The 24,325-nt window shown below is 65.6% G+C and carries 24 protein-coding genes; 22 read left to right on the forward strand and 2 right to left on the reverse strand.

The genetic code is table 11. The annotated features are described in order from the left end of the window. Positions 1-52: 52 nt before the first annotated feature. The 10 genes from ASE69_RS17765 to ASE69_RS17810 all read left to right on the forward strand — a co-directional run bounded on the left by ASE69_RS17765 (position 53) and on the right by ASE69_RS17810 (position 9,145). A complete protein-coding gene (locus ASE69_RS17765; protein WP_056489563.1) occupies positions 53-952 on the forward strand; it encodes an NAD-dependent epimerase/dehydratase family protein in 900 nt (299 codons plus the stop codon). Positions 953-1,010: 58 nt separating this feature from the next. Further along, on the forward strand, positions 1,011-1,256 hold the full coding sequence (locus ASE69_RS17770) for an acyl carrier protein (RefSeq protein ID WP_056489565.1): 246 nt from the start codon (positions 1,011-1,013) through the stop codon (positions 1,254-1,256). A gap of 138 nt (positions 1,257-1,394) precedes the next feature. Next, positions 1,395-2,657 carry a serine palmitoyltransferase gene (gene spt / locus ASE69_RS17775; RefSeq protein WP_056490246.1) on the forward strand — a complete coding sequence of 421 codons (1,263 nt, stop codon included), beginning with the start codon at positions 1,395-1,397 and terminating at the stop codon, positions 2,655-2,657. Between the two features lie 96 nt (positions 2,658-2,753). Then, positions 2,754-4,718 carry an ATP-binding protein gene (locus ASE69_RS17780; protein ID WP_082453222.1) on the forward strand — a complete coding sequence of 655 codons (1,965 nt, stop codon included), beginning with the start codon at positions 2,754-2,756 and terminating at the stop codon, positions 4,716-4,718. A gap of 89 nt (positions 4,719-4,807) precedes the next feature. Next, on the forward strand, positions 4,808-6,001 hold the full coding sequence (gene lptF / locus ASE69_RS17785) for an LPS export ABC transporter permease LptF (protein WP_175518216.1): 1,194 nt from the start codon (positions 4,808-4,810) through the stop codon (positions 5,999-6,001). Next, on the forward strand, positions 5,998-7,095 hold the full coding sequence (gene lptG / locus ASE69_RS17790; RefSeq protein ID WP_056489568.1) for an LPS export ABC transporter permease LptG: 1,098 nt from the start codon (positions 5,998-6,000) through the stop codon (positions 7,093-7,095). Before lptF ends, lptG begins: the two co-directional genes overlap by 4 nt. A 79-nt stretch (positions 7,096-7,174) precedes the next feature. After that, entirely contained in the window at positions 7,175-7,591 is a 417-nt protein-coding gene (locus tag ASE69_RS17795) for a VOC family protein (protein ID WP_056489570.1), read from the forward strand. A 7-nt stretch (positions 7,592-7,598) separates the two neighbouring features. After that, on the forward strand, positions 7,599-8,324 hold the full coding sequence (gloB, locus tag ASE69_RS17800; RefSeq protein WP_056489572.1) for a hydroxyacylglutathione hydrolase: 726 nt from the start codon (positions 7,599-7,601) through the stop codon (positions 8,322-8,324). 39 nt (positions 8,325-8,363) lie between these two features. Continuing rightward, entirely contained in the window at positions 8,364-8,780 is a 417-nt protein-coding gene (locus tag ASE69_RS17805) for a hypothetical protein (RefSeq protein WP_056489574.1), read from the forward strand. Then, complete coding sequence (locus tag ASE69_RS17810; protein WP_235518960.1) at positions 8,777-9,145, forward strand: hypothetical protein; 369 nt, start codon at positions 8,777-8,779, stop codon at positions 9,143-9,145. Before ASE69_RS17805 ends, ASE69_RS17810 begins: the two co-directional genes overlap by 4 nt. A gap of 176 nt (positions 9,146-9,321) precedes the next feature. Here the strand turns inward: ASE69_RS17810 and ASE69_RS17815 are convergent, their stop codons facing one another. Next, a complete protein-coding gene (locus tag ASE69_RS17815) occupies positions 9,322-10,104 on the reverse strand; it encodes a crotonase/enoyl-CoA hydratase family protein (protein WP_056489576.1) in 783 nt (260 codons plus the stop codon). Between the two features lie 93 nt (positions 10,105-10,197). Here ASE69_RS17815 and ASE69_RS17820 point away from each other — a divergent pair, with 93 nt between their 5' ends. Together ASE69_RS17820 and ASE69_RS17825 are read left to right on the forward strand one after the other, a co-directional pair. Continuing rightward, positions 10,198-10,653 (forward strand): PaaI family thioesterase, encoded by a 456-nt coding sequence (locus ASE69_RS17820; RefSeq protein WP_056489578.1) that lies wholly within the window; start codon positions 10,198-10,200, stop codon positions 10,651-10,653. Next, positions 10,650-11,048, forward strand: coding sequence for a PaaI family thioesterase (locus tag ASE69_RS17825; protein ID WP_056489580.1), 399 nt, complete (start codon positions 10,650-10,652; stop codon positions 11,046-11,048). The genes ASE69_RS17820 and ASE69_RS17825 overlap by 4 nt, the downstream gene beginning before the upstream one ends. A gap of 123 nt (positions 11,049-11,171) precedes the next feature. Here the strand turns inward: ASE69_RS17825 and ASE69_RS17830 are convergent, their stop codons facing one another. Beyond that, positions 11,172-12,296 (reverse strand): PQQ-dependent sugar dehydrogenase, encoded by a 1,125-nt coding sequence (locus ASE69_RS17830; protein WP_056489582.1) that lies wholly within the window; start codon positions 12,294-12,296, stop codon positions 11,172-11,174. A 178-nt stretch (positions 12,297-12,474) separates the two neighbouring features. On the opposite strand from ASE69_RS17830, the gene rimP reads away from it, so the two are divergent. The 10 genes from rimP to pnp all read left to right on the forward strand — a co-directional run bounded on the left by rimP (position 12,475) and on the right by pnp (position 24,324). After that, complete coding sequence (gene rimP / locus ASE69_RS17835) at positions 12,475-13,071, forward strand: ribosome maturation protein RimP (RefSeq protein ID WP_056489584.1); 597 nt, start codon at positions 12,475-12,477, stop codon at positions 13,069-13,071. Further along, positions 13,071-14,861: a transcription termination factor NusA gene (gene nusA / locus ASE69_RS17840; protein ID WP_082453223.1), complete on the forward strand. Its 1,791-nt coding sequence runs from the start codon at positions 13,071-13,073 to the stop codon at positions 14,859-14,861. The genes rimP and nusA overlap by 1 nt, the downstream gene beginning before the upstream one ends. Further along, a complete protein-coding gene (locus tag ASE69_RS17845; RefSeq protein ID WP_055881134.1) occupies positions 14,861-15,100 on the forward strand; it encodes a tautomerase family protein in 240 nt (79 codons plus the stop codon). The genes nusA and ASE69_RS17845 overlap by 1 nt, the downstream gene beginning before the upstream one ends. Next, positions 15,081-15,932: a DUF448 domain-containing protein gene (locus ASE69_RS17850; RefSeq protein WP_082453224.1), complete on the forward strand. Its 852-nt coding sequence runs from the start codon at positions 15,081-15,083 to the stop codon at positions 15,930-15,932. Before ASE69_RS17845 ends, ASE69_RS17850 begins: the two co-directional genes overlap by 20 nt. Continuing rightward, a complete protein-coding gene (gene infB / locus ASE69_RS17855) occupies positions 15,929-18,784 on the forward strand; it encodes a translation initiation factor IF-2 (RefSeq protein ID WP_056489586.1) in 2,856 nt (951 codons plus the stop codon). Before ASE69_RS17850 ends, infB begins: the two co-directional genes overlap by 4 nt. 118 nt (positions 18,785-18,902) lie before the next feature. Beyond that, a complete protein-coding gene (gene rbfA / locus ASE69_RS17860; protein WP_056489589.1) occupies positions 18,903-19,292 on the forward strand; it encodes a 30S ribosome-binding factor RbfA in 390 nt (129 codons plus the stop codon). Positions 19,293-19,609: 317 nt separating this feature from the next. Continuing rightward, the gene (locus tag ASE69_RS17865; RefSeq protein WP_056489591.1) at positions 19,610-20,185 is read left to right on the forward strand and encodes a thymidine kinase; all 576 of its coding nucleotides are present in this window, start codon (positions 19,610-19,612) and stop codon (positions 20,183-20,185) included. Between the two features lie 168 nt (positions 20,186-20,353). After that, positions 20,354-21,379 carry a tRNA pseudouridine(55) synthase TruB gene (gene truB, locus ASE69_RS17870; protein ID WP_056489592.1) on the forward strand — a complete coding sequence of 342 codons (1,026 nt, stop codon included), beginning with the start codon at positions 20,354-20,356 and terminating at the stop codon, positions 21,377-21,379. Between the two features lie 18 nt (positions 21,380-21,397). Beyond that, entirely contained in the window at positions 21,398-21,667 is a 270-nt protein-coding gene (rpsO, locus tag ASE69_RS17875) for a 30S ribosomal protein S15 (protein ID WP_055881152.1), read from the forward strand. 239 nt (positions 21,668-21,906) lie between these two features. Continuing rightward, positions 21,907-24,324 (forward strand): polyribonucleotide nucleotidyltransferase, encoded by a 2,418-nt coding sequence (gene pnp, locus ASE69_RS17880; protein WP_056489594.1) that lies wholly within the window; start codon positions 21,907-21,909, stop codon positions 24,322-24,324. Position 24,325 lies beyond the last annotated feature (1 nt).

Raw genomic sequence — 24,325 nt, forward strand, 5'->3', positions numbered from 1 at the left:
CATCCGCCTTCGCGGGTGAACATACTTTTACTGCCACCTCGGGAGCGGCGTCTTGATCCTGGCCATCACCGGCGGCACCGGGTTCGTCGGCAGCCACCTGATCGATCATGCGCTCGAGACCGGGCACACCGTCCGCGCGCTCGCGCGGAAGCCGCAGGCCAAGCGCATCGGCGTGACCTGGATCGAAGGCGCGCTGGATCGCCCGAAGAGCCTCGCGACCTTGGTCGAAGGCGCGGACGTGGTGATCCACGTCGCGGGAGTCGTCAACGCGCCCGACCGGGCAAGCTTCGTCAAGGGCAACGTCGCCGGCACCGAAGGCATCCTCCAGGCTACGAAACATGCGGGAATCCGCCGATTCGTCCACGTCTCCTCGCTTGCCGCACGCGAGCCGACGCTGTCGAACTATGGCTGGTCGAAGGCCGAGGCGGAAACGCGTGTGCAGACGTCGGGGCTGGAGTGGACGATCGTCCGCCCGCCCGCGATCTTTGGTCCGCGCGATCTTGATATCCTCGATCTCTTCAAGGCGGCACGGTCCGGCTATCTGCCGATGCCGCCGGCCGGCACGCGCGTCTCGTTGCTGTACGTCGAGGATTTGACCGCGCTGCTGCTCGCGCTCGCCGAGACCGCCGATGCGCCGTCGATCATGGAGCCCGACGACGGGGTGCCGAACGGCTGGGACAACCGCGATTTCGCGCGCGAGATCGGCGTGGCGGTCGGCAAGCCGGTCAAGGTGTTCTCGACACCCCGCGCGCTCCTGAAGCTCGCCTCCGCCGCCGACCGGCTCGTCCGGCGTCGCAAGGCCAAGCTGACGCGCGACCGGGTGAGCTATTTCTGCCACCCCGACTGGGTCTCGCACAAGCCGCCTCCGGCTGCGCTGTGGACGCCGTCCGTCCCGACTCCGCAGGCACTCGCGCAAACCGCGGCGTGGTATCGCGCCGCCGGGCTGTTATAGCGCCGAAAAGCCGCCGCAATTTCCTGTCAGGGATTGTTGCGACACCGAAGGGAATAGCATGAGCGACCGTCAGCAGATCTACGACACCGTCACCGCGCAGATCGAGCCGTTCAACAGGAAGGGCGTCGCGCTCGCCGATGCGACGACGTTCCAGGGCGACCTGGAATGGGACAGCCTGACCGTCATGGATTTCGTCGCCGCGATCGAGGACGAATTCGACATCATCATCACGATGAACATGCAGGCCGAGATCGAGACGGTCGGCCAGCTGGTCGACGCGGTCGCGAAGTTGAAGCAGGACTAATCAAAAATATCCCGTTCGTGGTGAGTAGGGACTGAGCATGGCGAAGGCCCGTATCGAACCACCTGCCCTTCGATACGCGTCTTCGTCTTCGCTCAGCCGCTACTCAGGACGAACGGAAATTTTCAAGGCCGAATGACGATGACCGAAGCCGCCACCACCGCCCACGCCCTCCCCGTCGACGCTCCGGAGGTCGCCCCCGAACGCGACCTGATGTCGAAATTCGACGCGCTGATCGCCGAACGCGAGGCGCTGATCGCCAGTGGCGTGCGCAATCCGTTCGCGATCGTGATGGACGAGGTGAAGGGCCCGACGCAGGCGGTGATCCGCGGCAAGGACACGATCCTGCTCGGCACCTACAATTACATGGGCATGACGTTCGACCCCGACGTCATCCAGGCGGGCAAGGACGCGCTCGACGCGTTCGGGTCGGGGACCAACGGCAGCCGGATGCTCAACGGCACGTTCCACGATCATATCGACGTCGAACAGGCGCTCCGCGAATTCTACGACATGACCGGCGCGATCGTGTTCTCGACCGGGTACATGGCCAATCTCGGGATCATCTCGACGCTCGCCGGCAAGGGCGAATTCGTCATCCTCGACGCCGACAGCCACGCGTCGATCTACGACGGCTGCAAGCAGGGCAACGCCGAGATCGTCCGCTTCCGCCACAACGACGTCAACGATCTCGACAAGCGGCTCGGCCGCCTGCCGAAGGAAGCGGGCAAGCTGGTGGTGCTCGAAGGCGTCTATTCGATGCTCGGCGACATCGCGCCGCTGAAGGAGATGGTCGCGGTCGCCAAGAAGCATGGCTGCATGGTGCTGGTCGACGAGGCGCATTCGATGGGGTTCTTCGGCCCCAACGGGCGCGGCGTGTACGAGGAGATGGGGCTGACCGACGAGGTCGATTTCGTCGTCGGCACCTTCTCGAAGTCGGTCGGCACGGTCGGCGGGTTCGTCGTGTCGAACCATCCGAAGTTCGAGATGGTGCGGTTCGCCTGCCGCCCGTACATCTTCACCGCGTCGCTCCCCCCCTCGGTGGTCGCGACCGCCGCGACCTCGATCCGCAAGCTGATGACCGCGCACGACAAGCGCGCGCAGCTCTGGAAGAACGCGCGCCGGCTGCACGGCGGACTGAAGGCGATGGGGTTCAAGCTCGGAACCGAGACGTCCGATTCGGCGATCATCGCGGTGATCCTCACCGACCAGGAACAGGCGATCGCGATCTGGCAGTCGCTGCTCGAGGGCGGTCTGTACGTGAACATGGCGCGCCCGCCCGCGACGCCAGCGGGGACGTTCCTGCTGCGATGCTCGCTGTGCGCGGAACATACCGACGAGCAGATCACGACGATCCTCGGGATGTTCGAGACCGCTGGCCGCGCCGTCGGCGTGATCGGCTGACGGTTTCCTCCTCCCGCGGGGAGGAGGAAACATCCGTGAAATGTTCGATCGGTACTGGCATTCCAAGTCATTGCGTGTGGGCAACGACGCGTTAGGATGCCGGCCGTGACGCAAGACGAGGTCGAGACTGCGGCCCAGGGGGGCGGGGCGAGGTGGCGCATAGCCATGCTGGTCGTGATGGGCCTGCTCGGTGCGGCGGTGCTCGTGGCGCTGATCGTGACGCTCGGCCACGCAAATCGCCAGCGCGATCGTGCACTGGAGCTGCAGGCTCACAGCTATGACGTGATGATCCTCGCGCGGACGCTGTCCGGGACGATCGCGCGATCGGAGGCGTCGCTCGGGCGGTACGTCATCAGCGGCGACAAGCAGCTGGGGCAGCTCTATTTCGACGAGTGGCTGCTCGCGGGGACGCAGATCGACCGGCTCGACCAGATCACCAACGACAATCCCGAGCAGCAGCCGCGAGTCGATCGGCTGCGCGCCGCCTATGACGCGCGCGGGCGGGAGTTGTCGCTGACGGCGCTCAATACGCGCTACGGCAAGAACGGGCAGGCGCTCGCACGCTATTACCAGGGGCGAAAGGCGCCGACGCTCATCGAGATCAACACGACGCTCGACACGTTGATCGCACGCGAGCGCGCGTTGCTCGACGACCGGACGGCGGCGGCCTTGGGGTCGGTCGAGCGGTCGAGCTGGGTAGCGGGCGTGCTTGCCATCTTCGGCGTGCTGATCGTGCTGGGCGCGATCCTGCTCGGCTGGTTCACGATCCGCGCGGTCGGCGAGCGGGCGACCGCGCTGGCCGATGCCGAGCTGGAACGCGAGCGCGCCGACGAGCTGACCACCGCGGTTGCTGCCGCCACCGCTGAGCTGCGCGTGCAGGAGGCGAAGCTTCGCCAGATCCAGAAGATGGAGGCGGTCGGGCAGCTGACCGGCGGGATCGCGCACGACTTCAACAACATGCTGGCGGTGGTGCTGGGCGGTCTCGAACTGGCGCGGCGCAATCTCGCGAGCGATCCGGCCAGCGTGCGCCGGCATATCGACAGCGCGACCGAGGGTGCGAACCGCGCGGCGGCGCTGACTCGCCGGCTGCTCGCCTTCAGTCGCGAGGATTCGCTGAAGGCCGAGACGATCGACGCCGCCGCGCTGGTCGCCGGGATGTCCGACTTGCTCGACCGTACGCTGGGGGACGCGATCACCGTCATCGTGCGCGACGATGCGGCCGGCGGGTGCGTCCGCGCCGACCGAGTCCAGCTGGAGAACGCGGTGCTGAACCTTGCGGTCAACGCGCGCGATGCGATGAACGGGCGTGGCACGCTGACCGTCGCTACCGGCGCGACGACGCTAGCGGCGGACCAAGTCGGACGGTGCGCGGCGGGCGACTACGTCACGATCATGGTCGGCGACGACGGCTGCGGGATGGCGCCTGATGTGGCCGAGCGCGTCTTCGAGCCGTTCTTCACCACCAAGGAGGTCGGCAAGGGCACCGGGCTTGGGCTGAGCCAGATCTTCGCGCTGGTCCAGCAACTGCACGGCGAGGTCGGCATCGTCTCCGCACCGGGCGAAGGGACGACCGTCACACTCTATCTCCCGCGCGCCGCCGAGCTGGTCGCCCTCCCCCTGCCCACCGTCCCGATCGCGATGGTCGAGCCGATCGCGCCGACGGTGCCGGAAACGTTGCAGATCCTGGTGGTCGAGGACGATCCGCGCGTGCTGGCCGCGACGACCGGCGCGCTGGAGGAAATCGGGCATAACCCGATCGCGTGCGACGATCCGCTTGCGGCGCCTGCGCTGCTGGCGGCGAACCCGGGGATCGGGCTGATTATCTCCGACGTGCTGATGCCGCGCCAGACCGGGCCGGAGATGATCGCCGCGCTCTCCCCGCTGTATCCGCACGTCGCAGTGCTGTTCGTCACCGGGTTTGCTGGCGAGGTGAACGTCGCACAGTTCGGCGGACACGAGGTGATGCGTAAACCCTTTACGCTCAATGGGCTGGAACGCGCGGTCATGACGGCGATGGCCGCGGAGCGCCGCGAGACGAACCGCCCGATAGCCGCGGAATGATCGTTCATTGATGCGTTGCGATTGAGGATGACGCCTAGCGCGTGCGCCCCTATACCCGCGCGACCCAGCATACCGAGCCCAACCCGCGCATGAAATCCATCGACCGCTACATGGCCCGGCTGATCGCGGTGCCGCTCTTTTCGACGCTGCTGATCGCCGTCATGCTGTTCGTGCTCGATCGCATGCTCGGGCTGTTCAATTTCGTCGCGACGCAAGGCGGGCCGATCAGCGTCGTGTGGCGGATGCTCGCCAACCTGCTGCCCGAATATCTGGGCTTGGGCATTCCGATCGGGCTGATGCTCGGCATCCTGCTAGCGTTCCGCCGGCTGTCGACCTCATCGGAGCTGGACGTCCTGCGCGGCGTCGGCATGAGCTACAATCGGCTGCTGCGCGTGCCGTACATGTACACGATCGCACTGGCGCTGCTGAACCTCGCGATCGTCGGCTATGTCCAGCCGATCGCACGCTATTATTACGAGGGCCTGCGGTTCGAGTTGCGCACGGGTGCGCTCGGCGCGTCGATTAAGGTCGGGGAGTTCACCAATCTCGGCGACCGCATGACGCTGCGGATCGAGGAGAGCAAGGACAAGGGCCGCGAGCTGTCCGGGATCTTTGTCCATGCGTCGAGCCAGAATGGCGACTGGCTGGGCGTGACCGCGGAGAAGGGCAAGTTCCTCGCGACCGACGATCCCAACGTCATCATCTTCCGCCTTGCGAACGGGACGCTGATCCACAACCGGCCCGAGTTCAAGACGCCGCGCGTGCTGACCTTCAGCAGCCATGATCTGCCGATCAACCTGCCCAAGTTCGAAAGCTTCCGCAGTCGCGGCGGGCGCAACCTCGAATATACGCTGCCCGAGCTCGCCAAGCAGGGTCAGCGCGGCGCGACGCTGGAGCAGCGCGACGGCAGCCGGTCCGAATTCCACTTCCGCCTTGCCGAGGTCGCGACGATGTTCCTGTTGCCGCTGCTCGCGCTCGCGCTCGGCGTGCCGCCCAAGCGATCCTCGTCCGCGCTCGGCGTGTTCCTGTCGATCGTGATGATCGTCACCTATCACAAGGTGAACCAATACGCGGCGGACGTCGGCGAACTCGGGCGGATCGATCCGATCATCGCACTGTGGGTGCCGTTCACGATCTTCGCCGGGCTGATCCTGTGGATGTACTATACGATCGCCTATGTCCCCGGCGGGCAACCGATCGGTGCGCTCGAACGCGTCTTCTCGAAGACGTTCAAGGCGATCACCAAGCGTATCCCGGGCTTCCGTAAGAGCAAAGCCGCATGAACATCGTCAGCTTCTTCCCGTCGCGGACGGTCGCGATTTACATGGGACGGATGTTCCTGGTGCGGACGTTCGCGGTGCTCGCCGCGCTCGTGCTGGTGCTCCAGGCGCTCGACCTGCTGAGCAACTCCGGCGACATCCTCGCCTTTCCCGGCAATGGCGATGCGCAGGTCTGGCAATATGTGTCGCTGCGTGCGCCGCAGATCGTCTCGCGGTTCCTGCCGTTCTCGGTGCTGCTCGGCACCATACTGACGCTGATCACGATGAACCAGAACAGCGAGATCGTCGCGCTGAAGGGCTCCGGCCTGTCAGCGCATCAGGTGCTGGCGCCGTTGCTGGTCGCGAGCCTGGGTGTCGCGGTGATCAGCTTCGTGTTCAACGACCGCGTGGTGGCGCGCGCGACGGCAACGCTGAACCAGTGGCAGAAAGTGAATTACGGCAAGCTGCCAATCGATCGCGGCGACCGCGCCAACGTGTGGGTGCGCGACGGCGACGACCTGATCGAGGTCGCACAGATCCGCGGGCGCGGCGACGCGACGCGGCTTGGCGGCATCACGCTGTACGATCGCACCGGCGGTAACCTCGTCGCGATCCTGCGGGCGGATCATGGCAGGCGCGTCGCGAGCGGCTGGGAGGTAAGCCCTGCGACCCGGTTCGACGTGAAGAGCGGCAACGTCCGCCCCTTGGGCGCGGTGGTGATCGCGAAGGACGTGCGGCCGGACCAGTTCACGCTGGCGAGCGTCGATGCGGACGGACTGTCGTTCGGCGCGCTGAAGGCGGCGATCGCCGACTTGTCCGACGCGGGGCGGCCGACCAAGGCGCTCGAAGGATCGTTGTGGCACAAGCTGTCGGGGCCGCTGTCGTCGGTGCTGATGCCGTTGCTCGGCGCGGTCGCAGCGTTCGGGATCGCGCGATCGGGCAAGCTGTTCGTGCGCGCCGTGATCGGCATGGGGCTCGGCTTCGCGTTCTTCGTCGCGGACAATTTCGCGCTCGCGATGGGCAATCTCGGCGCCTACCCGCCGTTCCTCGCCGCGTGGGCGCCGTTCCTGCTGTTCTTCTTCATCGGCGAGGCGGTGCTGATCCGGTCGGAGGAATAGGGCGCCGCCGATCGGTCGCACCCTTTCACGCCACCGCCCCCGTCCCTATCTGCTGGTCCGAACAACCATCGGAGCAAGCATGAAATATCTCCACACGATGATCCGCGTGACCGACCCGGCGAAGACGATCGCGTTCTTCGAGACGCTGGGGCTGAAGGAGGTCCGCCGGATGGAGAACGAGAAGGGGCGGTTCACGCTGATCTTCCTGTCGGTCCCCGGCGACGAGGGCGCCGAGGTCGAGCTGACGCACAATTGGGATCCGGAAGAATATGGCGAAGGCCGCAATTTCGGGCATCTCGCCTACCGCGTCGACAACATCTACGACACGTGCCAGCGGCTGATGGACTCGGGCGTGACGATCAACCGGCCGCCGCGCGACGGTCACATGGCGTTCGTGCGGACGCCCGACAACATTTCGATCGAACTGTTGCAGGCCGATGGCGCGCTAGATCCGGTCGAGCCTTGGGCGTCGATGCCGAACACCGGCAAGTGGTGACCCGCTGATGCTCGATATCGTCCGCGTGCCGGTGCTGGCTGACAATTACGCCTGGCTGATCCACGACACCGTCTCGGGTGAAACGGTGGTGGTCGATCCGGGCGAGGCGGGGCCGGTGATCGCCGCCGCCAAGAAGCGTGACTGGCGGATCGACCGGGTTTGGACGACGCACTGGCATCCCGATCATACCGGCGGGAATGCCGAGATGAAGGCCTATGGCGCCACCGTCGTGGGTCCGGCGGCGGAAGCGGACAAGATTCCGACGCTCGACGAGCGGGTCGGCGAAGGCGACGTCGTCCGCCTTGGTGCGCATGAGGCGACCGTGATGACGGTGCCGGGGCATACGCAGGGGCATATCGCGTTCCACTTCGCCGATGATGCGGCGATCTTCACCGGGGATACGCTGTTCGCGATGGGCTGTGGGCGGCTGTTCGAGGGGACGCCGGCGGACATGTTCGCGAACATGCAACGATACGCGACGCTTTCGGACGAGACCGAAGTATTCTGCGGGCATGAATATACGCAGAGCAACGGGCGCTATGCGCTGGTTGCCGAGCCGGACAACGGCGACATCGTTGCGCGGATGGCCGATGTCGACGCGGCACGCGCGAAGGGCGAGCCTACCGTGCCGACGACGATCGGGCGGGAGCGGGCGACCAATCCTTTCCTGCGGGCGACGTCGCTCGAGCAGTTTGCGGGCTATCGTGCGGCCAAGGATGCGTTTCGCGGGTGAAGCGCGTATAAGGGCGATGGGATTTTGAGGAGCGTTGCGATGCGGATGCGGACCCTGCCACTCTTGATGCTGCCAGCGATTTGGTTGGGTGCGTGTACGCAGACCCAGGCGGAGGTCGAGCGTGCGCAGGTGCGCGAGGCGGGCGTGCAGGAGAAGCTGGCTAAGGAACTCGCTGGGCTCGTGCCGGGCAAGCCCGAGTCGTGCATCAGCCAGTTCCCGCAGAAGCAGAGTTCGGGCTACGGCGCGACGATCCTGTACCGGGTGAATAGCGGGCTGGTGTACCGCAGCGATACCGTCGGCGGATGCGAGGGGATCGCGCGGGGCGATATCCTCGTAACGCGGACGCCGAGCGGGCAGCTGTGCCGCGGCGACATTGCGCAGACGTTCGACCAGGCCTCGCGCTTTCCGACCGGGAGTTGCAGCTTCGGCGACTTCGTCCCGTATCGGAAGCCATGATGCGCGGGGCGGTCCTGGCGGCGGTGGCGCTGATGACGGTGGGAATGCTCGGCGCGGGCAAGTCTGATCCGCTGGAGGGCCGGGTTGCTGGAACGCCGGTGCGGTGCATCGACCTTCAGCAGCTCAACGGGCCTGAAATCATCGATTCGCAGACGATCCTGTATCGGCAATCGGGCAAGCGGATCTGGAAGACGGGGCCGGTTGGTGAATGTCCTTCGTTGCGGCCATTGGATACGTTGATTGTCGATGTTTACGGGGGGCAATTGTGCCGGAACGATCGATTTCGGACGGTGTCGGTGGGTATGTCGATTCCGTCGGGGTACTGCCGGTTTCGGAATTTTACCCCGTATGACAAGGTGAAGTAGACGCATCCACGCTACACATTCGCCACCCCGGCGGAGGCCGGGGCCCAGTTGGGGGACGCTGATGGCGTAAGACAGCGCTCCGTTACAACGACCTTTCCAACTGGGCCCCGGCCTTCGCCGGGGTGGTAGAAGTAGGGTTGAACGTCGCCCTTCTCTCGTCACCCTGACGGAAGGGCTCAGTCCTCGAACACCGCCGCCCGCTTTTCTATGTTGGCCCGCACCTGCTCGACCTGGTTGGGCGTGCGGATGACCTTCAACTGCTCTTCGGTTTCCGCGTGCAGCACTGCCGCCGCGTCCGCATCCGCCGCAAGGTTGTAGAGCGCCTTCGACCCGCGGATCGCGTGGGGGTTCCTCGCGGCAATCTCGCGGGCGAGCATCATCGCCTCGCCGAGCGGGTCTTCGGACAGACGCGTGACGAAGCCGTGCCGCAACGCTTCCTCGCCGTCGAACTCGCGGGCGGTGTAGGTGAGTTCGCGGAGCACGTCGTCGCGGGCGAGCGTACGCCAGAGGGCGATGCCAGCCATGTCGGGGACGAGGCCCCAGTACGTCTCGCGAATTGCGAAGCGGGCTTGCGGGTGGGCGATGCGGATGTCGGCACCGGACATGATCTGGAAGCCGCCGCCGAACGCGACGCCGTGGACCGCGGCGATGACCGGCATCGGCAAGGTGCGCCAGCCCCATGCGACCTGTTGCACCAGGTTCGCGCCTTCCTCCGTCCGGTCGCCGAGCGCCAGACCCGAGCCACCGCTCGCCATCGAGGCCATGTCGAGGCCGGCGCAGAACGCCTTGCCCTCGCCTGAGAGGACGACGCAGCGGACTTCGGTCATCCCCTTGAGCCGATCGATCGCGGCGGCGATGCCCTCGAACATTGCGGGGTCGATCGCGTTCATCTTGTCGGCGCGCGCGAGGCGGACGTCGGCGATGCCCTCGGCGACGGTAATCGTGACCCGGTCGTTCATTCTGGCGATCCTCTCGATCTTTGTGGGGACGCTAACCGGCCCTGCCCTCCCCCGCAATGTTGCGCGCGGCCACCCGGCGTGTAGAGGCGGGCAATGGCTGGTTTTGATCCACAATGGTTTGCGACGCGCGGGTTCGGCGGGCACGGCGCCGCGCTGGGGATGCGCTATCACGCGCATGGCGACGACTGGACGGAGCTCGCGCTGCCGTATGACGAACGGCTGATCGGCGACCGCGCGAGCGGCGTGATCGCGTCGGGGCCGATCATCACGATGATGGACATGGCGACGAGTCTGGCGATCTGGATCAAGCGCAAGGCATTCGTGCCGCATGCGACGCTTGACCTGCGGGTCGATTACCTGCGGCCCGCGACGCCGGGGAAGACCGTGATCGGGCGCGGCGAATGCTACCGGATCACGCGCTCGATCGCGTTCGTGCGTGGGCAGGCGCATGACGGCGACCCGAACGATCCGCTCGCGCATGTCGCGGGGACGTTCATGGTGGTGGGCGATGTCGCCGGCATGGGTCTCAACAGGAGGACCGAGGCATGACGATCGGCCTGCCGCCTTATGCGGAGATCCTTCGTGTGTCGGTCGAAGCCGAGGACGGTGCGCCGCCGGTATTGCTAATGCCGTTTGCCGACGACGTGCTCGGGCGGCCGGGGTTTTTGCATGGTGGTGCGATCTCGGGGTTGCTGGAGATGGCGGCGATTGCGGCTTTGCAGCATGCGTTGGAGGCTGAGGGTGCTGGTTCCGAAGCTCGGATCAAGCCGGTGAACGTCACGGTCGATTTCATGCGGGGTGGTCGGGACAAGCCTACGCGGGCGGCGGGCGTGGTGACCCGGTTGGGGAACCGGGTGGCCAATGTGGAGGCGACCGCTTGGCAGGATGAGCGGGAGAAGCCGATCGCCGCCGCGCGGATGAACTACCTGATCGTGCGGGACTAGCCGCTTCTTCTCCCCTTCCGCTTGCGGGAGGGGTCGGGGGAGGGGTGTGCCTCACAGACCGGACGCCAGTACGTACGTCGTGCCCTCCCCTGACCCCTCCCGCAAGCGGGAGGGGAATTTAGGTTACTTTGCGGTCAGTTTGATCAGGCGGCCTTCGGAGTCGCCGCCGTCTTCGAGAACCCAGATCGCGCCGTCGGGGCCTTGTTCGACTTCGCGGATGCGGGCGTTCATGTCCCATTGGTCGCCCTTGGCGGCGTTAGTACCGGTAAGGTGGACGCGGACGAGGGACTTCGAGGACAGGCCGCCGATGAACGCGTCACCCTTCCACTGCGGGAACATGCTGCCCGAATAGATCATCAGGCCGCCGGGCGAGATCACCGGGTTCCAGAACACCTTAGGCGGCTCGTAACCGTCACCGGGCTTGTGATCGGGAATGTCGGTGCCGTCGTAGTTGCTGCCGTTCGAGGCGTTGGGCCAGCCATAGTTGAGGCCGGGCTTGATGAGGTTGACCTCGTCGCCGCCCTTCGGCCCCATCTCCTGCTCCCAGAGATTGCCCTGCGCATCGAACGCGATGCCGAGCAGGTTGCGGTGGCCATAGCTCCAGATCTCAGGCGCGAAGCCCTTGGCCACCAGCGGGTTGCCGGGGGCGGGCTTGCCGTCGAGCGTGAGACGCAACACCTTGCCGAGCGTCATCTTCGGGTCTTGCGCAGGCGTGAATTTCTGGCGCTCGCCGTTGGTGAAGAACAGATATTTGCCATCGGGCGAGAACGCGATGCGGCCGGAATAATGGCCGTTGCCCTCCACGAACGGCCGCGCGCTGAACAACGCTTCGATCTCGCCGAGACGCGTGCCGCCACCACCATCCGGACGCAGGCGGCCGCGCGCGAGGACGACGCCCTTGCCGCCCTCGCCTGCGGTCGAATAGCTGAAATACACGCGGTTGCTGGTCGCGAAATCGGGGGCGAGGACGACGTCCATCAAGCCGCCCTGCCCGGCCGAATCGACCGTGAGCGTCGCGACCGTCTGGCGCGACTTGCCGTCGGCGGAGACCAGCAGCATCTGGCCCTTCTTCTCGGTTACCAGCATGCGCTTGTCGGGCAGAAACGTCATCGCCCAGGGCGAATCGAAGTCGGCGACCACCGTCTCCTCGAACGGCTTGCCCGCCGCGGCCGGTTGCGCCGAACAGGCGGTCGAGGCGAGCAGCGTGGCGGTCAGCAACCCAGTGGCGAACAGCGTTTTGCGAATCATGATCTTCTCCCGGAAATCCCTGCGCTAACGCAGCGTACTAAACGAAGGTTGCTCCCGCTTGCGGACGGGCGCCACCCCGCGTATAGAGGCACCACTTCTCTACATCGCCAGATGAAGAGGCTGCGGGGCTTGCTCCGCGGCGGCAATCACCTGTGCTTTGGCCCTGTTTGGAATTTCGATGGCGAATATCGCCCTGCTGACCGACCTGATCGAACCCGAGGCGACGGCGCTCGGCCTCAGCCTCGTGCGCGTGCGCATGCAAGGCGGCAAGTCCGATCCGACGTTGCAGGTGATGGCCGAGCGCCCCGACACCCGCCAGCTGGTGATCGAGGATTGCGCCGAGCTGTCGCGCCGGATCTCGGACAAGTTCGATGCGCTCGAAGCCGAGGGCAAGGACCCGGTCGGCGAGGACGCGTATCGTCTCGAAGTGTCGAGCCCCGGTATCGATCGCCCGCTAACCCGGCTCCAAGACTTTGCCGACTGGGAAGGTCAGGAGGCGCGCATTCGCCTCGTCGAGCCGTTCGAGGACCGCAAGCAGATCTCGGGCAATCTGATGGGCGTCGAGGGGACGAAGATCACCGTCGACGTCAACAAGCACAAGCTCATGACGATCGACTTTTCGCAGGTCGCCGACGCCAAGCTCGTCATGACCGACCGACTCATCGCCGCGACCGCGCCGCTTTCGATCGAAGGCGCGGACGAAGTTTTCTATCAAGATACGCCCGTCGATGAGCCCGATGCTCACGAGGCCGACACCGAAGAAGGACAGCATTGATGGCCACGGCAGTCACCGCCAACCGCGCGGAACTGATCGCGATCGCGAATTCGGTCGCGTCGGAGAAGATGATCGACAAGGCGATCGTGATCGAGGCGATGGAGGACGCGATCCAGCGCGCCGCCCGCTCGCGCTACGGCGCCGAGAACGACATCCGCGCCAAGCTCGATCCGAACACCGGCGATCTGCGCTTGTGGCGCGTCGTCGAAGTGGTCGAGGCGGTCGACGATTATTTCAAGCAGGTCGACGTCAAGGGCGCGCAGAAGCTCCAGAAGGACGCCGCACTCGGCGACTTCATCGTCGATCCGCTGCCCCCGATCGAGTTCGGCCGCATCGCCGCACAGGCTGCCAAGCAGGTCATCTTCCAGAAGGTCCGCGACGCCGAGCGCGAGCGCCAGTTCGAAGAGTATAAGGACCGCGCAGGCGAGATCATCACCGGCGTCGTCAAGCGCGTCGAGTTCGGCCATGTCGTCGTCGACCTGGGCCGTGCCGAGGGCGTCATCCGCCGCGACGCGCAGATCCCGCGCGAAGTGGTGCGCGTCAACGACCGCATCCGCTCGCTGATCCTTAACGTCCGCCGCGAGAACCGTGGGCCGCAGATCTTCCTGTCCCGTGCGCACCCCGACTTCATGAAGAAGCTATTCGCGCAGGAAGTGCCCGAGATCTACGACGGCATCATCGAGATCAAGGCTGCGGCCCGCGATCCCGGTTCGCGCGCGAAGATCGGCGTCATCTCGCATGATTCGAGCATCGATCCGGTCGGCGCGTGCGTCGGCATGAAGGGCTCGCGCGTCCAGGCCGTCGTGCAGGAAATGCAGGGCGAGAAGATCGACATCATCCCCTGGTCGCCCGACATCGCGACCTTCGTCGTCAACGCGTTGCAGCCGGCTTCCGTGTCGCGCGTCGTGATCGACGAGGAGGAAGAGCGCATCGAGGTGGTCGTTCCCGATGACCAGCTGTCGCTGGCGATCGGTCGTCGTGGTCAGAACGTGCGGCTCGCGTCGCAGCTGACCGGCAAGGCGATCGACATCCTCACCGAGGCGGATGCGTCGGAGAAGCGCCAGAAGGACTTCGTCGAGCGTTCGGCGATGTTCGAGAAGGAGCTCGACGTCGACGAGACGCTCGCACAGCTGCTGGTCGCCGAAGGGTTCACGAACCTCGAAGAGGTCGCCTATGTCGAGGTCGAGGAGATCGCCGGCATCGAGGGCTTCGACGAGGACCTCGCGGGCGAGTTGCAGAACCGTGCGACCGAGGCTTTGGAGCGTCGTGACGCTGCGAGCCGCGAGGAGCGCACTGCGCTCGGCGTCGAGGACGCGCTGGCCGGCATGCCGTATTTGAACGAGGCGATGCTGGTCACGCTCGGCAAGGCGGGCATCAAGACGCTCGACGACCTCGCCGATCTCGCGACCGACGAACTGGTCGAGAAGAAGCGCGTCGAGCCACGCCGTCGCAATGAAGACGCACCGAAGCGGCCGGAGCCCAAGGGCGGGATTCTCGCGGAATATGGCCTGAGCGACGAGCAGGGCAACGAGATCATCATGGCCGCGCGCGCGCACTGGTTCGAGGACGAGGCTCCCGAGGCTTCGACTGACGACGTCGAGGCGGACGAGACTCCGGTGGAAGAGGCTTCGGCTGATGGCGCCGTGGTCGAGGATGCTGCGACTGAAGACACGACGGCCGACGAAGCCGTGGCTGAGGACGCTTCGGCGGACGACGCTTCGGTCGAGGACGCTTCGGTTGAAGACGCGGCGGACAAGACCGACACGAAGAGCGAGGGCGACAAGGCCTGATGCCCTTCGTCAGCATCCGCATCTCGGGGTCCGCCACCAAGGACCAGAAGTCCGGCATCGTCGCCGACGTCACCCAGTCGCTTGTGCAGCGGCTGGGAAAGAACCCGGCTGCGGTGCAGATCGTGATCGAAGAGGTCTCGACCGAGAATTACGGCGCGGGCGGCCAGCTGCTGGTCGACCGCGACGCTCCGAAGACGACTCCAGCGCAGGAGGACGCACATGCGGAACCCTCCCGATGACACTGCGCCGCTAAACTCCCCTCCCGCTCGCGGGAGGGGTCGGGGGAGGGCAGTCACGGCTGCTACACCTGCGGATAGCCCCTCCCCTGACCCCTCCCGCGAGCGGGAGTGCATCCTCTCCGGGGAACGCGACGTGCGGCCGCACCTCGTGCGACTCGCATTGTCGCCCGATGGCCAGATCCTTCCCGATGTACGCGCCAAGGCTCCGGGCCGTGGCGCGTGGATTGGCGTGACTCGAGTCGAGCTCGAAGCCGCGATCAAGAATGGGAAGCTCAAGGGCGCTCTTTCCCGCGCGTTCAAGACCGGCGAGTTCAGCATCGATCCCGAGCTTCCGGCCAAGATCGAATTCGCACTGGAGCGTAACGCGCTAGACCGGCTCGGGCTCGAATCGCGCTCCGGCACGGTGCTGATCGGCTCCGACCGGATCGAGCAGAACGCACGCCAGGGCAAGCTGAAGGCGCTGTATCACGCGTCCGACGCCGCCGAGGATGGCAACCGGAAACTCGATCAGGCGTGGCGCATCGGCAACGATGTCGAGGGCTCCGGTTTGCGGGGGTTGGCACTCCCGGTATCGCGCACCATATTGGCATTGGCGCTGGGGCGGGAAAATGTGGTACACATTGGCCTGACCGACCGCGCTGCAGCAAAGCGGTTGAGCGAAGCGCTCGACCGTTGGCTGCATTTTATCGGCCCCGAACCTTCTTCCGTGTCTTGCGAAACGGCCTCGCAGGGCGCATCGGCGTCACCACAAAATGGGGCGCCACCGATACAACAGGCGTCCGGATCGACCGGAACACGCCCGGCCGTGGACATGACTGAGGAATTTGAGTGAGCGACACGGACAACGAGAAGCCGAAACTTGGCATGCGCGCACCTTTGGGTGTGAAGCGCACGGTCGAGACCGGCCAGGTGAAGCAGAGCTTCAGCCACGGCCGATCGAATACGGTGATCGTGGAAACCAAGCGCGCGCGCGTCCTGCGCCGTCCGGGCGAGCCCGACGTGCAGGTCGCGGATGCCGCACCGGTTGCCGCGCCCGCCCCGGCGGCTGCCCCCGCGGCCCCGGCACCACAGGCTCGCGCACCGCAGCCTGCGCCCGCCCCCGTGCGTCAGCAGCAGAGCAATCTGTCGCCGCAGGAGCGCCAGGCCAAGCTGCTCCGCGAGGCCGAAGAGCAGCGCATGAACACGCTGGAAGAAGGGCGTCGTCGCCAGGAGGCCGAGCGCGCCAAGGCGATCGAAGACGAGCGTAATCGCGTCGCCGATCGTGCGCGTGCCGAGGCTGAGGCCAAGGTGCCGAAGCCCGTCGAGGCCCCTGCGCCTGCGCCGGCCCCTGTGGTCGAAGCGGCTCCCGCTCCGGTTGCGGCACCGACACCAGCGCCTGCGCCGGCTCCGGTCGAAGCTCCCGTTGCTGCGGCGCCTGTCCCGGCACCGGTTGCCGCGGCACCTGCGCCTGCACCGAAGCCCGCTCCGGTAGTGGCCGCTCCTGCACCGGCTCCCAAGCCTGCACCGGCACCCGTTACTCCGCCGGCACCGCCACCCGTCATCGAACTGACTCGCGATCCGGCGTTCCCGGCACCGCGCCGGTTCTCGCCGGTGGCGCGTCCCGAGCGTCCTCCGCCGCCGCCGAAGCCTGTCGCAGCTCCCGCTGCCGCAGCGCCGACCACGGCTGCGAATGCCGGCACGACCGCGGCGCGCCCTGGCGCGACCGGCGTCAATGCTCCGGCTGGTGGCGTCCGCCGCGACGCTGTGCCTGCACGTCCGCAGCAGCGTGACCGCAAGGGTGACGATCGTCGCACCTCGGGCAAGCTCACCGTCAACCGCGCGCTCGGCGATGGTGATGGTGCACGCGCTCGCTCGCTCGCCGCACTGAAGCGTGCGCGCGAGAAGGAGCGTCGTGGCACCGGTGGTCCGCGCGAGGCGCAGGCCAAGCAGATCCGCGACGTCGTCGTCCCAGAGGCGATCACGGTGCAGGAACTCGCCAATCGCATGGCCGAGAAGGGTGCCGACCTCGTCAAGGCGCTGTTCAAGATGGGCATGCCCGTCACGATGACGCAGACGATCGACCAGGACACCGCCGAGTTGCTCGTCACCGAGTTCGGCCACAACCTGACGCGCGTTAGCGATGTCGACCAGGATCTGGCCAACGACACGATCGACGATGCCGAGGAGACGCTGCGCCCACGCGCGCCGGTCGTCACGATCATGGGTCACGTCGATCACGGCAAGACGTCGCTGCTCGATGCCTTGCGCGGCACCGACGTGGTGCGCGGCGAAGCGGGTGGCATCACCCAGCATATCGGCGCTTATCAAGTGACGCTGAAGGACAAGTCGAAGATCACCTTCCTCGACACCCCGGGCCATGAGGCGTTCACGCAGATGCGTGCGCGTGGCGCGGACGTCACCGACATCGTCATCCTGGTGGTGGCGGCGGACGACGGCCTCATGCCGCAGACGGTGGAGGCGATCGCCCACACCAAGGCGGCGGGCGTGCCGATGATCGTCGCGATTAACAAGATCGACAAGGAAGGCGCCAATGCCCAGAAGGTGCGCGAGCGCCTGCTGAGCGAGGAGATCGTGGTCGAGGACATGGGCGGCGACGTCCAGGACGTCGAGGTCTCCGCGACCAAGAAGATCGGTCTCGATGCGTTGATCGAGAAGATCCAGCTCCAGGCCGAACTGCTCGAACTGCGCGCCAATCCGGATCGCGCGGCCGAGGGTACGGTGATCGAGGCCAAGCTCGACAAGGGCCGTGGTCCGGTCGCGACGATCCTCGTCAACCGCGGTACGCTGCGGGTCGGCGACATCTTCGTGGTCGGCGGCGAGAGCGGCAAGGTCCGCGCGCTGGTCGACGACAAGGGCAAGCAGATCAAGGAAGCGGGTCCGGCGATGCCGGTCGAGGTCCTCGGTCTGTCGGGTGTTCCGCAGGCGGGCGATCCGTTCCAGGTCGTCGAGAACGAGGCACGGGCCCGCGAAGTCGCGGAATATCGTCGCAGCGTGAAGACCGACAAGCGGACCGCATCGGTTCCTGCCAGCCTCGAGAGCATGTTCTCGGCGTTGAAGGAAAAGCAGGCGATCGAATATCCGCTGGTCGTGAAGGCGGATACGCAAGGCACGGTCGAGGCGATCGTCGGGGCGATCAACAAGATCTCCACCGACCTGATCAAGGCGCGCGTGCTCAGCTCGGGCGTCGGCGGCATCACCGAGTCGGACGTCACGCTGGCGGCAGCATCGGGCGCACCGATCATCGGCTTCAACGTCCGCCCGAACGCCAAGGCACGCGAGATTGCCGAGCGCCAGAAGGTCGCGTTCAAGTACTATGATGTCATCTACGACCTGATCGATGAGATCCGGGCGGGGATGGCTGGCGAGCTTGGGCCGGAAGCGTTCGAGACGGTCGTCGGTCGTGCCGATATCCGCGAGGTCTTCTCGGCGGGCAAGCACGGCAAGGCGGCAGGTCTGCTCGTTACCGAGGGCAATATCCGCAAGGCGCTCAAGGCCCGCATCACACGCAACGACGTCATCATCTACCAGGGCGAAATCGCATCGCTGCGTCGCTTCAAGGATGATGTCGCCGAGGTCCGTGCGGGGCTCGAGTGCGGCGTGACGTTCACGTCGAACTTCGTCGACATCAAGGCCGGCGACGTCCTCGAGACGTTCGAAGTAGAGATGCGCGAACGCACGCTTTGAGGCCTAGAGCCCTCTCCCCTGCGGGGAGAGGGTTGGGTGAGGGGCAGTACCGCGCGACAGCGTTCGTGGCAGCCCCTCACCCCCACCCTCTCCCCGGAGGGGCGAGGGAGTTAGAAGAATGAAGACCGATACCCCAGAAGCAAAAGCCGTCCGCTCGCTACGAGTCGGCGAACAGGCGCGTCACGCGCTGTCCGACATCCTCGCGCGCGGCGATGTCCACGATCCGGTGCTCGAAAAGCACCTCGTGACGATCACCGAAGTCCGCATGTCGCCGGATCTCCGCCACGCCGCGGTCTTCGTGAAGCCGCTGCTCGGCAAGGACGAGGAAAAGGTGCTGAAGGCGCTGCGGACCAACACCGCCTACCTCCAGCGCGAAGTCGCGAACCGGGTGCAGATGCGGTATGCGGCGAAACTGAAGTTCCTGGCAGATGAGAGCTTCGACGAGGGCACGCACATCGACCAGTTGTTGCGGGATCCGCACGTTGCGCGGGATCTGGCTGAAGATTGATTTTGCTGGGCTGCTAGTGCTCCGGTTGCAGCTAGTCAGCACTAACGGCGGTTCGATTGCAATGCCTCGTCCGCCTCATCCCGTTCGCTGCCCCCTCCGTTCCGAACGCCCCACCCCTTCCGTTCGTGCCGAGTAGAGACCGAGTAGCTCCGCAAGGAGCGTATCGAGGGCTCGTATCGAAGCACAGGTTCCGCCCACCAACCTGTCCTTCGATACGCCGCTTCGACAAGCTCAGCAGCTACTCGGGACGAACGGATGTGGGGTAGCGCGTGACAAACGCCTCTGGACATCCTCCCGCGTTCCCGCTCTTTGCCCCCATGGCCAAGCTGTATTTCTACTACGCCTCGATGAATGCGGGGAAGTCGACGAACCTGCTGCAGGCGGACTTCAACTACCGTGAGCGGGGGATGCGGACGATGCTGTTTACCGCGGCGATCGACGATCGGTTCGCGGCGGGGACGATCACGTCGCGGATCGGGCTGGAAGCGCCGGCGATCGCGTTCGATGCGGGGACGGATATCGGGGCGTGCGTGGTTCGACAGCACGGCGAGGACGCGATTTCGTGCGTGCTGGTGGATGAGGCGCAGTTTCTGACGTCTGCGCAGGTGGATCAGTTGGCGCATATCTGCGACGTGGTTGGGATACCGGTGCTGGCGTACGGGTTGCGGACCGATTTCCAGGGAGCGCTGTTTCCGGGGTCGGCGCGGTTGCTGGCGCTGGCGGACTCGCTGGTCGAGATCAAGTCGGTTTGCATGTGCGGGCGGAAAGCGACGATGAACCTGCGGGTCGACGGGAACGGGCGGGCGATCGCCGAGGGGCAGCAGACCGAGATCGGCGGGAACGATCGCTATGTCGCGCTGTGTCGGCGGCATTTTTGTGACGCTTTGGGTTAGCATCCCCGCTCCCGTCATCCTGACGAAAGTCAGGACCCAGGGTACCGGACACCGTCGCTTGTGGCTCTGGGTCCTGACTTTCGTCAGGATGACGGAGTGGGTGGGGAACGGTCCCTCCTCGATAAGCCCGTCGCCCGCTACTCGCTCCATACTCTAGGATTTACGCGCATGCATGGCTGGATCATTCTCGACAAGCCGCTGGGGCTTGGGTCGACGCAGGGGGTGTCGGCGGTGAAGCGTGCCGTGCGGAGCGGCGGGTATAGGAAGTTCAAGGTGGGGCATGGGGGAACGCTCGATCCGCTGGCTACGGGCGTGCTGCCAATCGCCGTTGGCGAGGCGACGAAGCTGGCCGGGCGGATGCTCGATAGTGACAAGATCTATGATTTTACGGTGATGTTCGGGGTGCAGACGGATACGCTTGATGCGGAGGGCGTGAGCATTGCGACGTCCGATGTGCGGCCGACTCTGGCGGCGGTCGAGGCTGTGCTCGCGCAGTTTACCGGACCGATTTCTCAGGTGCCGCCGGCGTACTCTGCGCTGAAGGTGGATGGGGAGCGGGCCTATGATCTGGCTCGGGCTGGGCACGAGGTGGTGCTCGCGAGCCGGAATGTTACGATCCATTCGCTATCCTCCCCGGTACGGGGAGGGGGACCAGCGCAGCTGGTGGAGGGGGGCTTCCGCGAGCGTTCCGCGGGTGGCGCGCCCCCCTCCACCCCCGTCCAAGTGGACGGCGGTCCCCCTCCCCGTGCCGGGGAGGAATTGCAAGATGCACTTCTGCCCCACTCCCCACTCAATGAGGTCACACTTACCGCGCATGTCTCGAAGGGCACCTACATCCGCAGCCTCGCGCGCGACATCGCAATCGCGCTCGGCACCGTCGGCCACGTCACCATGCTGCGCCGTACCAAGGCCGGTCCGTTCGACCTCACCGCCGCGATATCGCTGGACAAACTGGACGAACTCGCTAGAGGCAACGCGCTTGAAGATGTACTTCTGCCCTTGAGGGTGGCGCTGGACGACATCCCGGCTCTCTCCCTCACCCCCGACCAGGCAGGGGCGCTCCGACAGGGGCGTATCTTGGCCGGGATCGCCGCAGACGATGGCCAATACTTCGCCGAGCTGGACGCTGTCCCGGTCGCGCTGGTCGAGGTCGAGGACGGAGACGTCCGGGTCGTTCGCGGTTTCAATCTGTGATGTCGAGGACATGAATTCATGACGATTACCGCTGAACGCAAGACCGAGCTCGTCAAGGAGCATTCGCGCGCCGAGGGTGACACCGGTTCGCCGGAAGTCCAGGTCGCGATCCTGACCGAGCGCATCAAGAACCTGACCGAGCATTTCAAGGGCCACAAGAAGGACAACCACTCGCGTCGTGGTCTTCTCATGATGGTCAACAAGCGCCGGACGCTGCTGGATTATCTCCGTCACAAGGACGGCCAGCGCTATCTGGATCTGATCGCTAAGCTCGGTCTTCGCAAGTAACCAGAGGGGCGGCCGAAAGGTCGCCCCTTTTGGCATCATGGCAAAAAGAATTTAAACTGGCGGCGCGCGCAACAAGCAGCGTACCCCAATTGGGCCCCGGCCTTCGCCGGGGTGGAATTTAGGGAGAGGCAATTCGGCCGATCCCTTTAGGAGCGACAACTCGCTCCACACCGCCGCGGGCCGGCTAAGCCCGCACATAGGCCCCGTTCGCATCTGGCGACCGGAGTGAAGGAAAAAGAATGTTCGATACCAAGACCGTAAGCGCCCAGTGGGGCGGCAAGACGCTGACGCTCGAAACCGGCCGCGTTGCGCGCCAAGCTAACGGCGCAGTCCTCGCCACTCTCGGCGAGACCGTCGTTCTGTGCGCCGTGACGGCGGCTCGGACCGTCAAGGAAGGGCAGGATTTCTTCCCGCTCACCGTCCATTACCAGGAGAAGTTCTCCGCGAGCGGCCGCATCCCCGGCGGCTTCTTCAAGCGTGAGCGCGGCGCGACCGAGAAGGAGACGCTGACCAGCCGTCTCATCGATCGCCCGATCCGCCCCCTCTTCCCAGAGGGTTTCTACAACGAGATCAACGTGATCTGCCAGGTTCTGTCGTATGACGGCGAGAACGAGCCGGACGTCCTCGCGATGGTCGCGGCATCGGCCGCGCTGACGATCTCGGGCGTGCCGTTCATGGGCCCAATCGGCGCAGCCCGCGTCGGTTACGTCGATGGCGCGTACATCCTCAACCCGACCCTCGAGGAAGCCAAGGCTGGCGATCTCGACCTCGTCGTCGCCGCCACCGGCCAGGCCGTGATGATGGTCGAATCGGAAGCCAAGGAGCTCTCGGAAGAGATCATGCTCGGCGCCGTGCAGTTCGCCCACAAGGCCTGCCGCGAAGCCGCGAACCTGATCATCGATCTGGCCGAGATGGCTGCCAAGGATCCTTGGGAAATGGCCGAGCAGGCTGATCTCTCGACCGCCAAGGACAAGCTGAAGAAGCTGATCGGCAAGGACATTGCGGCCGCCTACAAGGTGACCGACAAGTCCAAGCGTTCGGATCTGCTCAACGCGGCTCGTGCGAAGGGCAAGACCGCATTTGCGGACGCGTCCCCGCAGGACCAGATGGCTGCCGGCAAGCTGATGAAGAAGCTGGAGGCGGAGATCGTCCGCGGCGCCATCCTCAAGGACGGCACGCGCATCGACGGCCGCACCACCACGCAAATTCGTCCGATCGAGGCGATGGTCCACTTCCTGCCGCGCACGCATGGCTCGGCGCTGTTCACGCGCGGCGAGACGCAGTCGATCTGCACCACCACGCTCGGTACGCGCGATGCGGAGCAGATGATCGACGGTCTGAACGGTCTGTCGTACGAAAACTTCATGCTGCACTACAACTTCCCTCCCTATTCGGTCGGTGAAGTCGGTCGCTTCGGTGCGCCGGGTCGTCGCGAAGTCGGTCACGGCAAGCTCGCATGGCGCGCGCTGCACCCGGTGCTGCCGACCAAAGAAGAGTTCCCGTACACGATCCGCGTTCTGTCGGACATCACCGAGAGCAACGGTTCGTCGTCGATGGCGACGGTCTGCGGCGGTTCGCTGTCGATGATGGATGCGGGCGTGCCGCTGAAGCGTCCGGTGTCCGGCATCGCGATGGGCCTGATCCTCGAGGGCAAGAACTTCGCGGTTCTCAGCGACATTCTCGGCGACGAGGATCACCTCGGCGACATGGACTTCAAGGTTGCGGGCACGTCCGAGGGCATCACCACGATGCAGATGGACATCAAGATCGCCGGCATCACCGAGGAGATCATGGGCAAGGCACTGGCGCAGGCCAAGGAAGGCCGCGCGCACATCCTGGGCGAGATGGCCAAGGCACTCGACCACACCCGTGAGGAACTGTCGGCGCACGCACCGCGCATCGAGAGCTTCCAGATCGACAAGTCGAAGATCCGTGAAGTCATCGGCACCGGCGGCAAGGTGATCCGCGAGATCGTCGCGCAGACCGGCGCCAAGGTCGACATCGACGACGAGGGCGTGATCAAGGTGTCGTCGTCCGATCCCGCGCAGATCGAAGCCGCGATCAAGTGGATCAAGGGCCTCGTCGAGGAAGCCGAAGTCGGCAAGGTCTATGACGGCAAGGTCGTCAACCTGGTCGATTTCGGGGCGTTCGTGAACTTCATGGGTGGCAAGGACGGTCTCGTCCACGTGTCCGAAATCAAGAACGAGCGCGTCGAGAAGGTGTCCGACGCTCTGACCGAAGGCCAGGAGGTCAAGGTCAAGGTTCTCGAGATCGACCCGCGCGGCAAGGTTCGCCTGTCGATGCGCGTCGTCGACCAGACGACCGGCGAAGAGCTGGAGGACACGCGTCCTGCTCGTGAGCCGCGCGAAGGCGGTGATCGTGGTCCGCGCGGTCCGCGTCGTGACGGCGATGGCGGTCGTGATGCCGGCGGCAACGGCGGTGGTCGTGGCCCGCGCGGCGAAGGCGGCGGCGGCGATCGCGGCTCGCGTGGTCCGCGTCGTGACGGCGATGGCGGCCGTGACGCAGGCGGCAATGGCGGTGGCCGTGGCCCGCGTCGTGACGGCGGCGGAAACGGCGGCGGCGAGCGTGCTGCTCGCACCGACGGTGACAAGGCTCCCGAGTTCGCGCCGGCGTTCCTGACCGGCGATCGCGACTAAG

The organism is Sphingomonas sp. Leaf208, assembly GCF_001421415.1.
Classification (GTDB): Bacteria; Pseudomonadota; Alphaproteobacteria; order Sphingomonadales; family Sphingomonadaceae; genus Sphingomonas.

What these genes read in the sequence shown, in the direction of transcription:
- truB (WP_056489592.1), top strand. Translation starts at nt 20,354, where the DNA reads ATGCATGGCTGGATCATTCTCGACAAGCCGCTGGGGCTTGGGTCGACG.
- ASE69_RS17780 (WP_082453222.1), top strand. Translation starts at nt 2,754, where the DNA reads ATGCCGGCCGTGACGCAAGACGAGGTCGAGACTGCGGCCCAGGGGGGC.
- ASE69_RS17845 (WP_055881134.1), top strand. Translation starts at nt 14,861, where the DNA reads ATGCCCTTCGTCAGCATCCGCATCTCGGGGTCCGCCACCAAGGACCAG.
- ASE69_RS17820 (WP_056489578.1), top strand. Translation starts at nt 10,198, where the DNA reads ATGGCTGGTTTTGATCCACAATGGTTTGCGACGCGCGGGTTCGGCGGG.
- rbfA (WP_056489589.1), top strand. Translation starts at nt 18,903, where the DNA reads ATGAAGACCGATACCCCAGAAGCAAAAGCCGTCCGCTCGCTACGAGTC.
- ASE69_RS17850 (WP_082453224.1), top strand. Translation starts at nt 15,081, where the DNA reads ATGCGGAACCCTCCCGATGACACTGCGCCGCTAAACTCCCCTCCCGCT.
- pnp (WP_056489594.1), top strand. Translation starts at nt 21,907, where the DNA reads ATGTTCGATACCAAGACCGTAAGCGCCCAGTGGGGCGGCAAGACGCTG.
- spt (WP_056490246.1), top strand. Translation starts at nt 1,395, where the DNA reads ATGACCGAAGCCGCCACCACCGCCCACGCCCTCCCCGTCGACGCTCCG.
- nusA (WP_082453223.1), top strand. Translation starts at nt 13,071, where the DNA reads ATGGCCACGGCAGTCACCGCCAACCGCGCGGAACTGATCGCGATCGCG.
- ASE69_RS17805 (WP_056489574.1), top strand. Translation starts at nt 8,364, where the DNA reads ATGCGGATGCGGACCCTGCCACTCTTGATGCTGCCAGCGATTTGGTTG.
- ASE69_RS17865 (WP_056489591.1), top strand. Translation starts at nt 19,610, where the DNA reads ATGGCCAAGCTGTATTTCTACTACGCCTCGATGAATGCGGGGAAGTCG.
- ASE69_RS17825 (WP_056489580.1), top strand. Translation starts at nt 10,650, where the DNA reads ATGACGATCGGCCTGCCGCCTTATGCGGAGATCCTTCGTGTGTCGGTC.
- ASE69_RS17830 (WP_056489582.1), bottom strand. Translation starts at nt 12,296, where the DNA reads ATGATTCGCAAAACGCTGTTCGCCACTGGGTTGCTGACCGCCACGCTG.
- lptF (WP_175518216.1), top strand. Translation starts at nt 4,808, where the DNA reads ATGAAATCCATCGACCGCTACATGGCCCGGCTGATCGCGGTGCCGCTC.
- ASE69_RS17810 (WP_235518960.1), top strand. Translation starts at nt 8,777, where the DNA reads ATGATGCGCGGGGCGGTCCTGGCGGCGGTGGCGCTGATGACGGTGGGA.
- gloB (WP_056489572.1), top strand. Translation starts at nt 7,599, where the DNA reads ATGCTCGATATCGTCCGCGTGCCGGTGCTGGCTGACAATTACGCCTGG.
- ASE69_RS17770 (WP_056489565.1), top strand. Translation starts at nt 1,011, where the DNA reads ATGAGCGACCGTCAGCAGATCTACGACACCGTCACCGCGCAGATCGAG.
- lptG (WP_056489568.1), top strand. Translation starts at nt 5,998, where the DNA reads ATGAACATCGTCAGCTTCTTCCCGTCGCGGACGGTCGCGATTTACATG.
- ASE69_RS17795 (WP_056489570.1), top strand. Translation starts at nt 7,175, where the DNA reads ATGAAATATCTCCACACGATGATCCGCGTGACCGACCCGGCGAAGACG.
- rpsO (WP_055881152.1), top strand. Translation starts at nt 21,398, where the DNA reads ATGACGATTACCGCTGAACGCAAGACCGAGCTCGTCAAGGAGCATTCG.
- ASE69_RS17815 (WP_056489576.1), bottom strand. Translation starts at nt 10,104, where the DNA reads ATGAACGACCGGGTCACGATTACCGTCGCCGAGGGCATCGCCGACGTC.
- rimP (WP_056489584.1), top strand. Translation starts at nt 12,475, where the DNA reads ATGGCGAATATCGCCCTGCTGACCGACCTGATCGAACCCGAGGCGACG.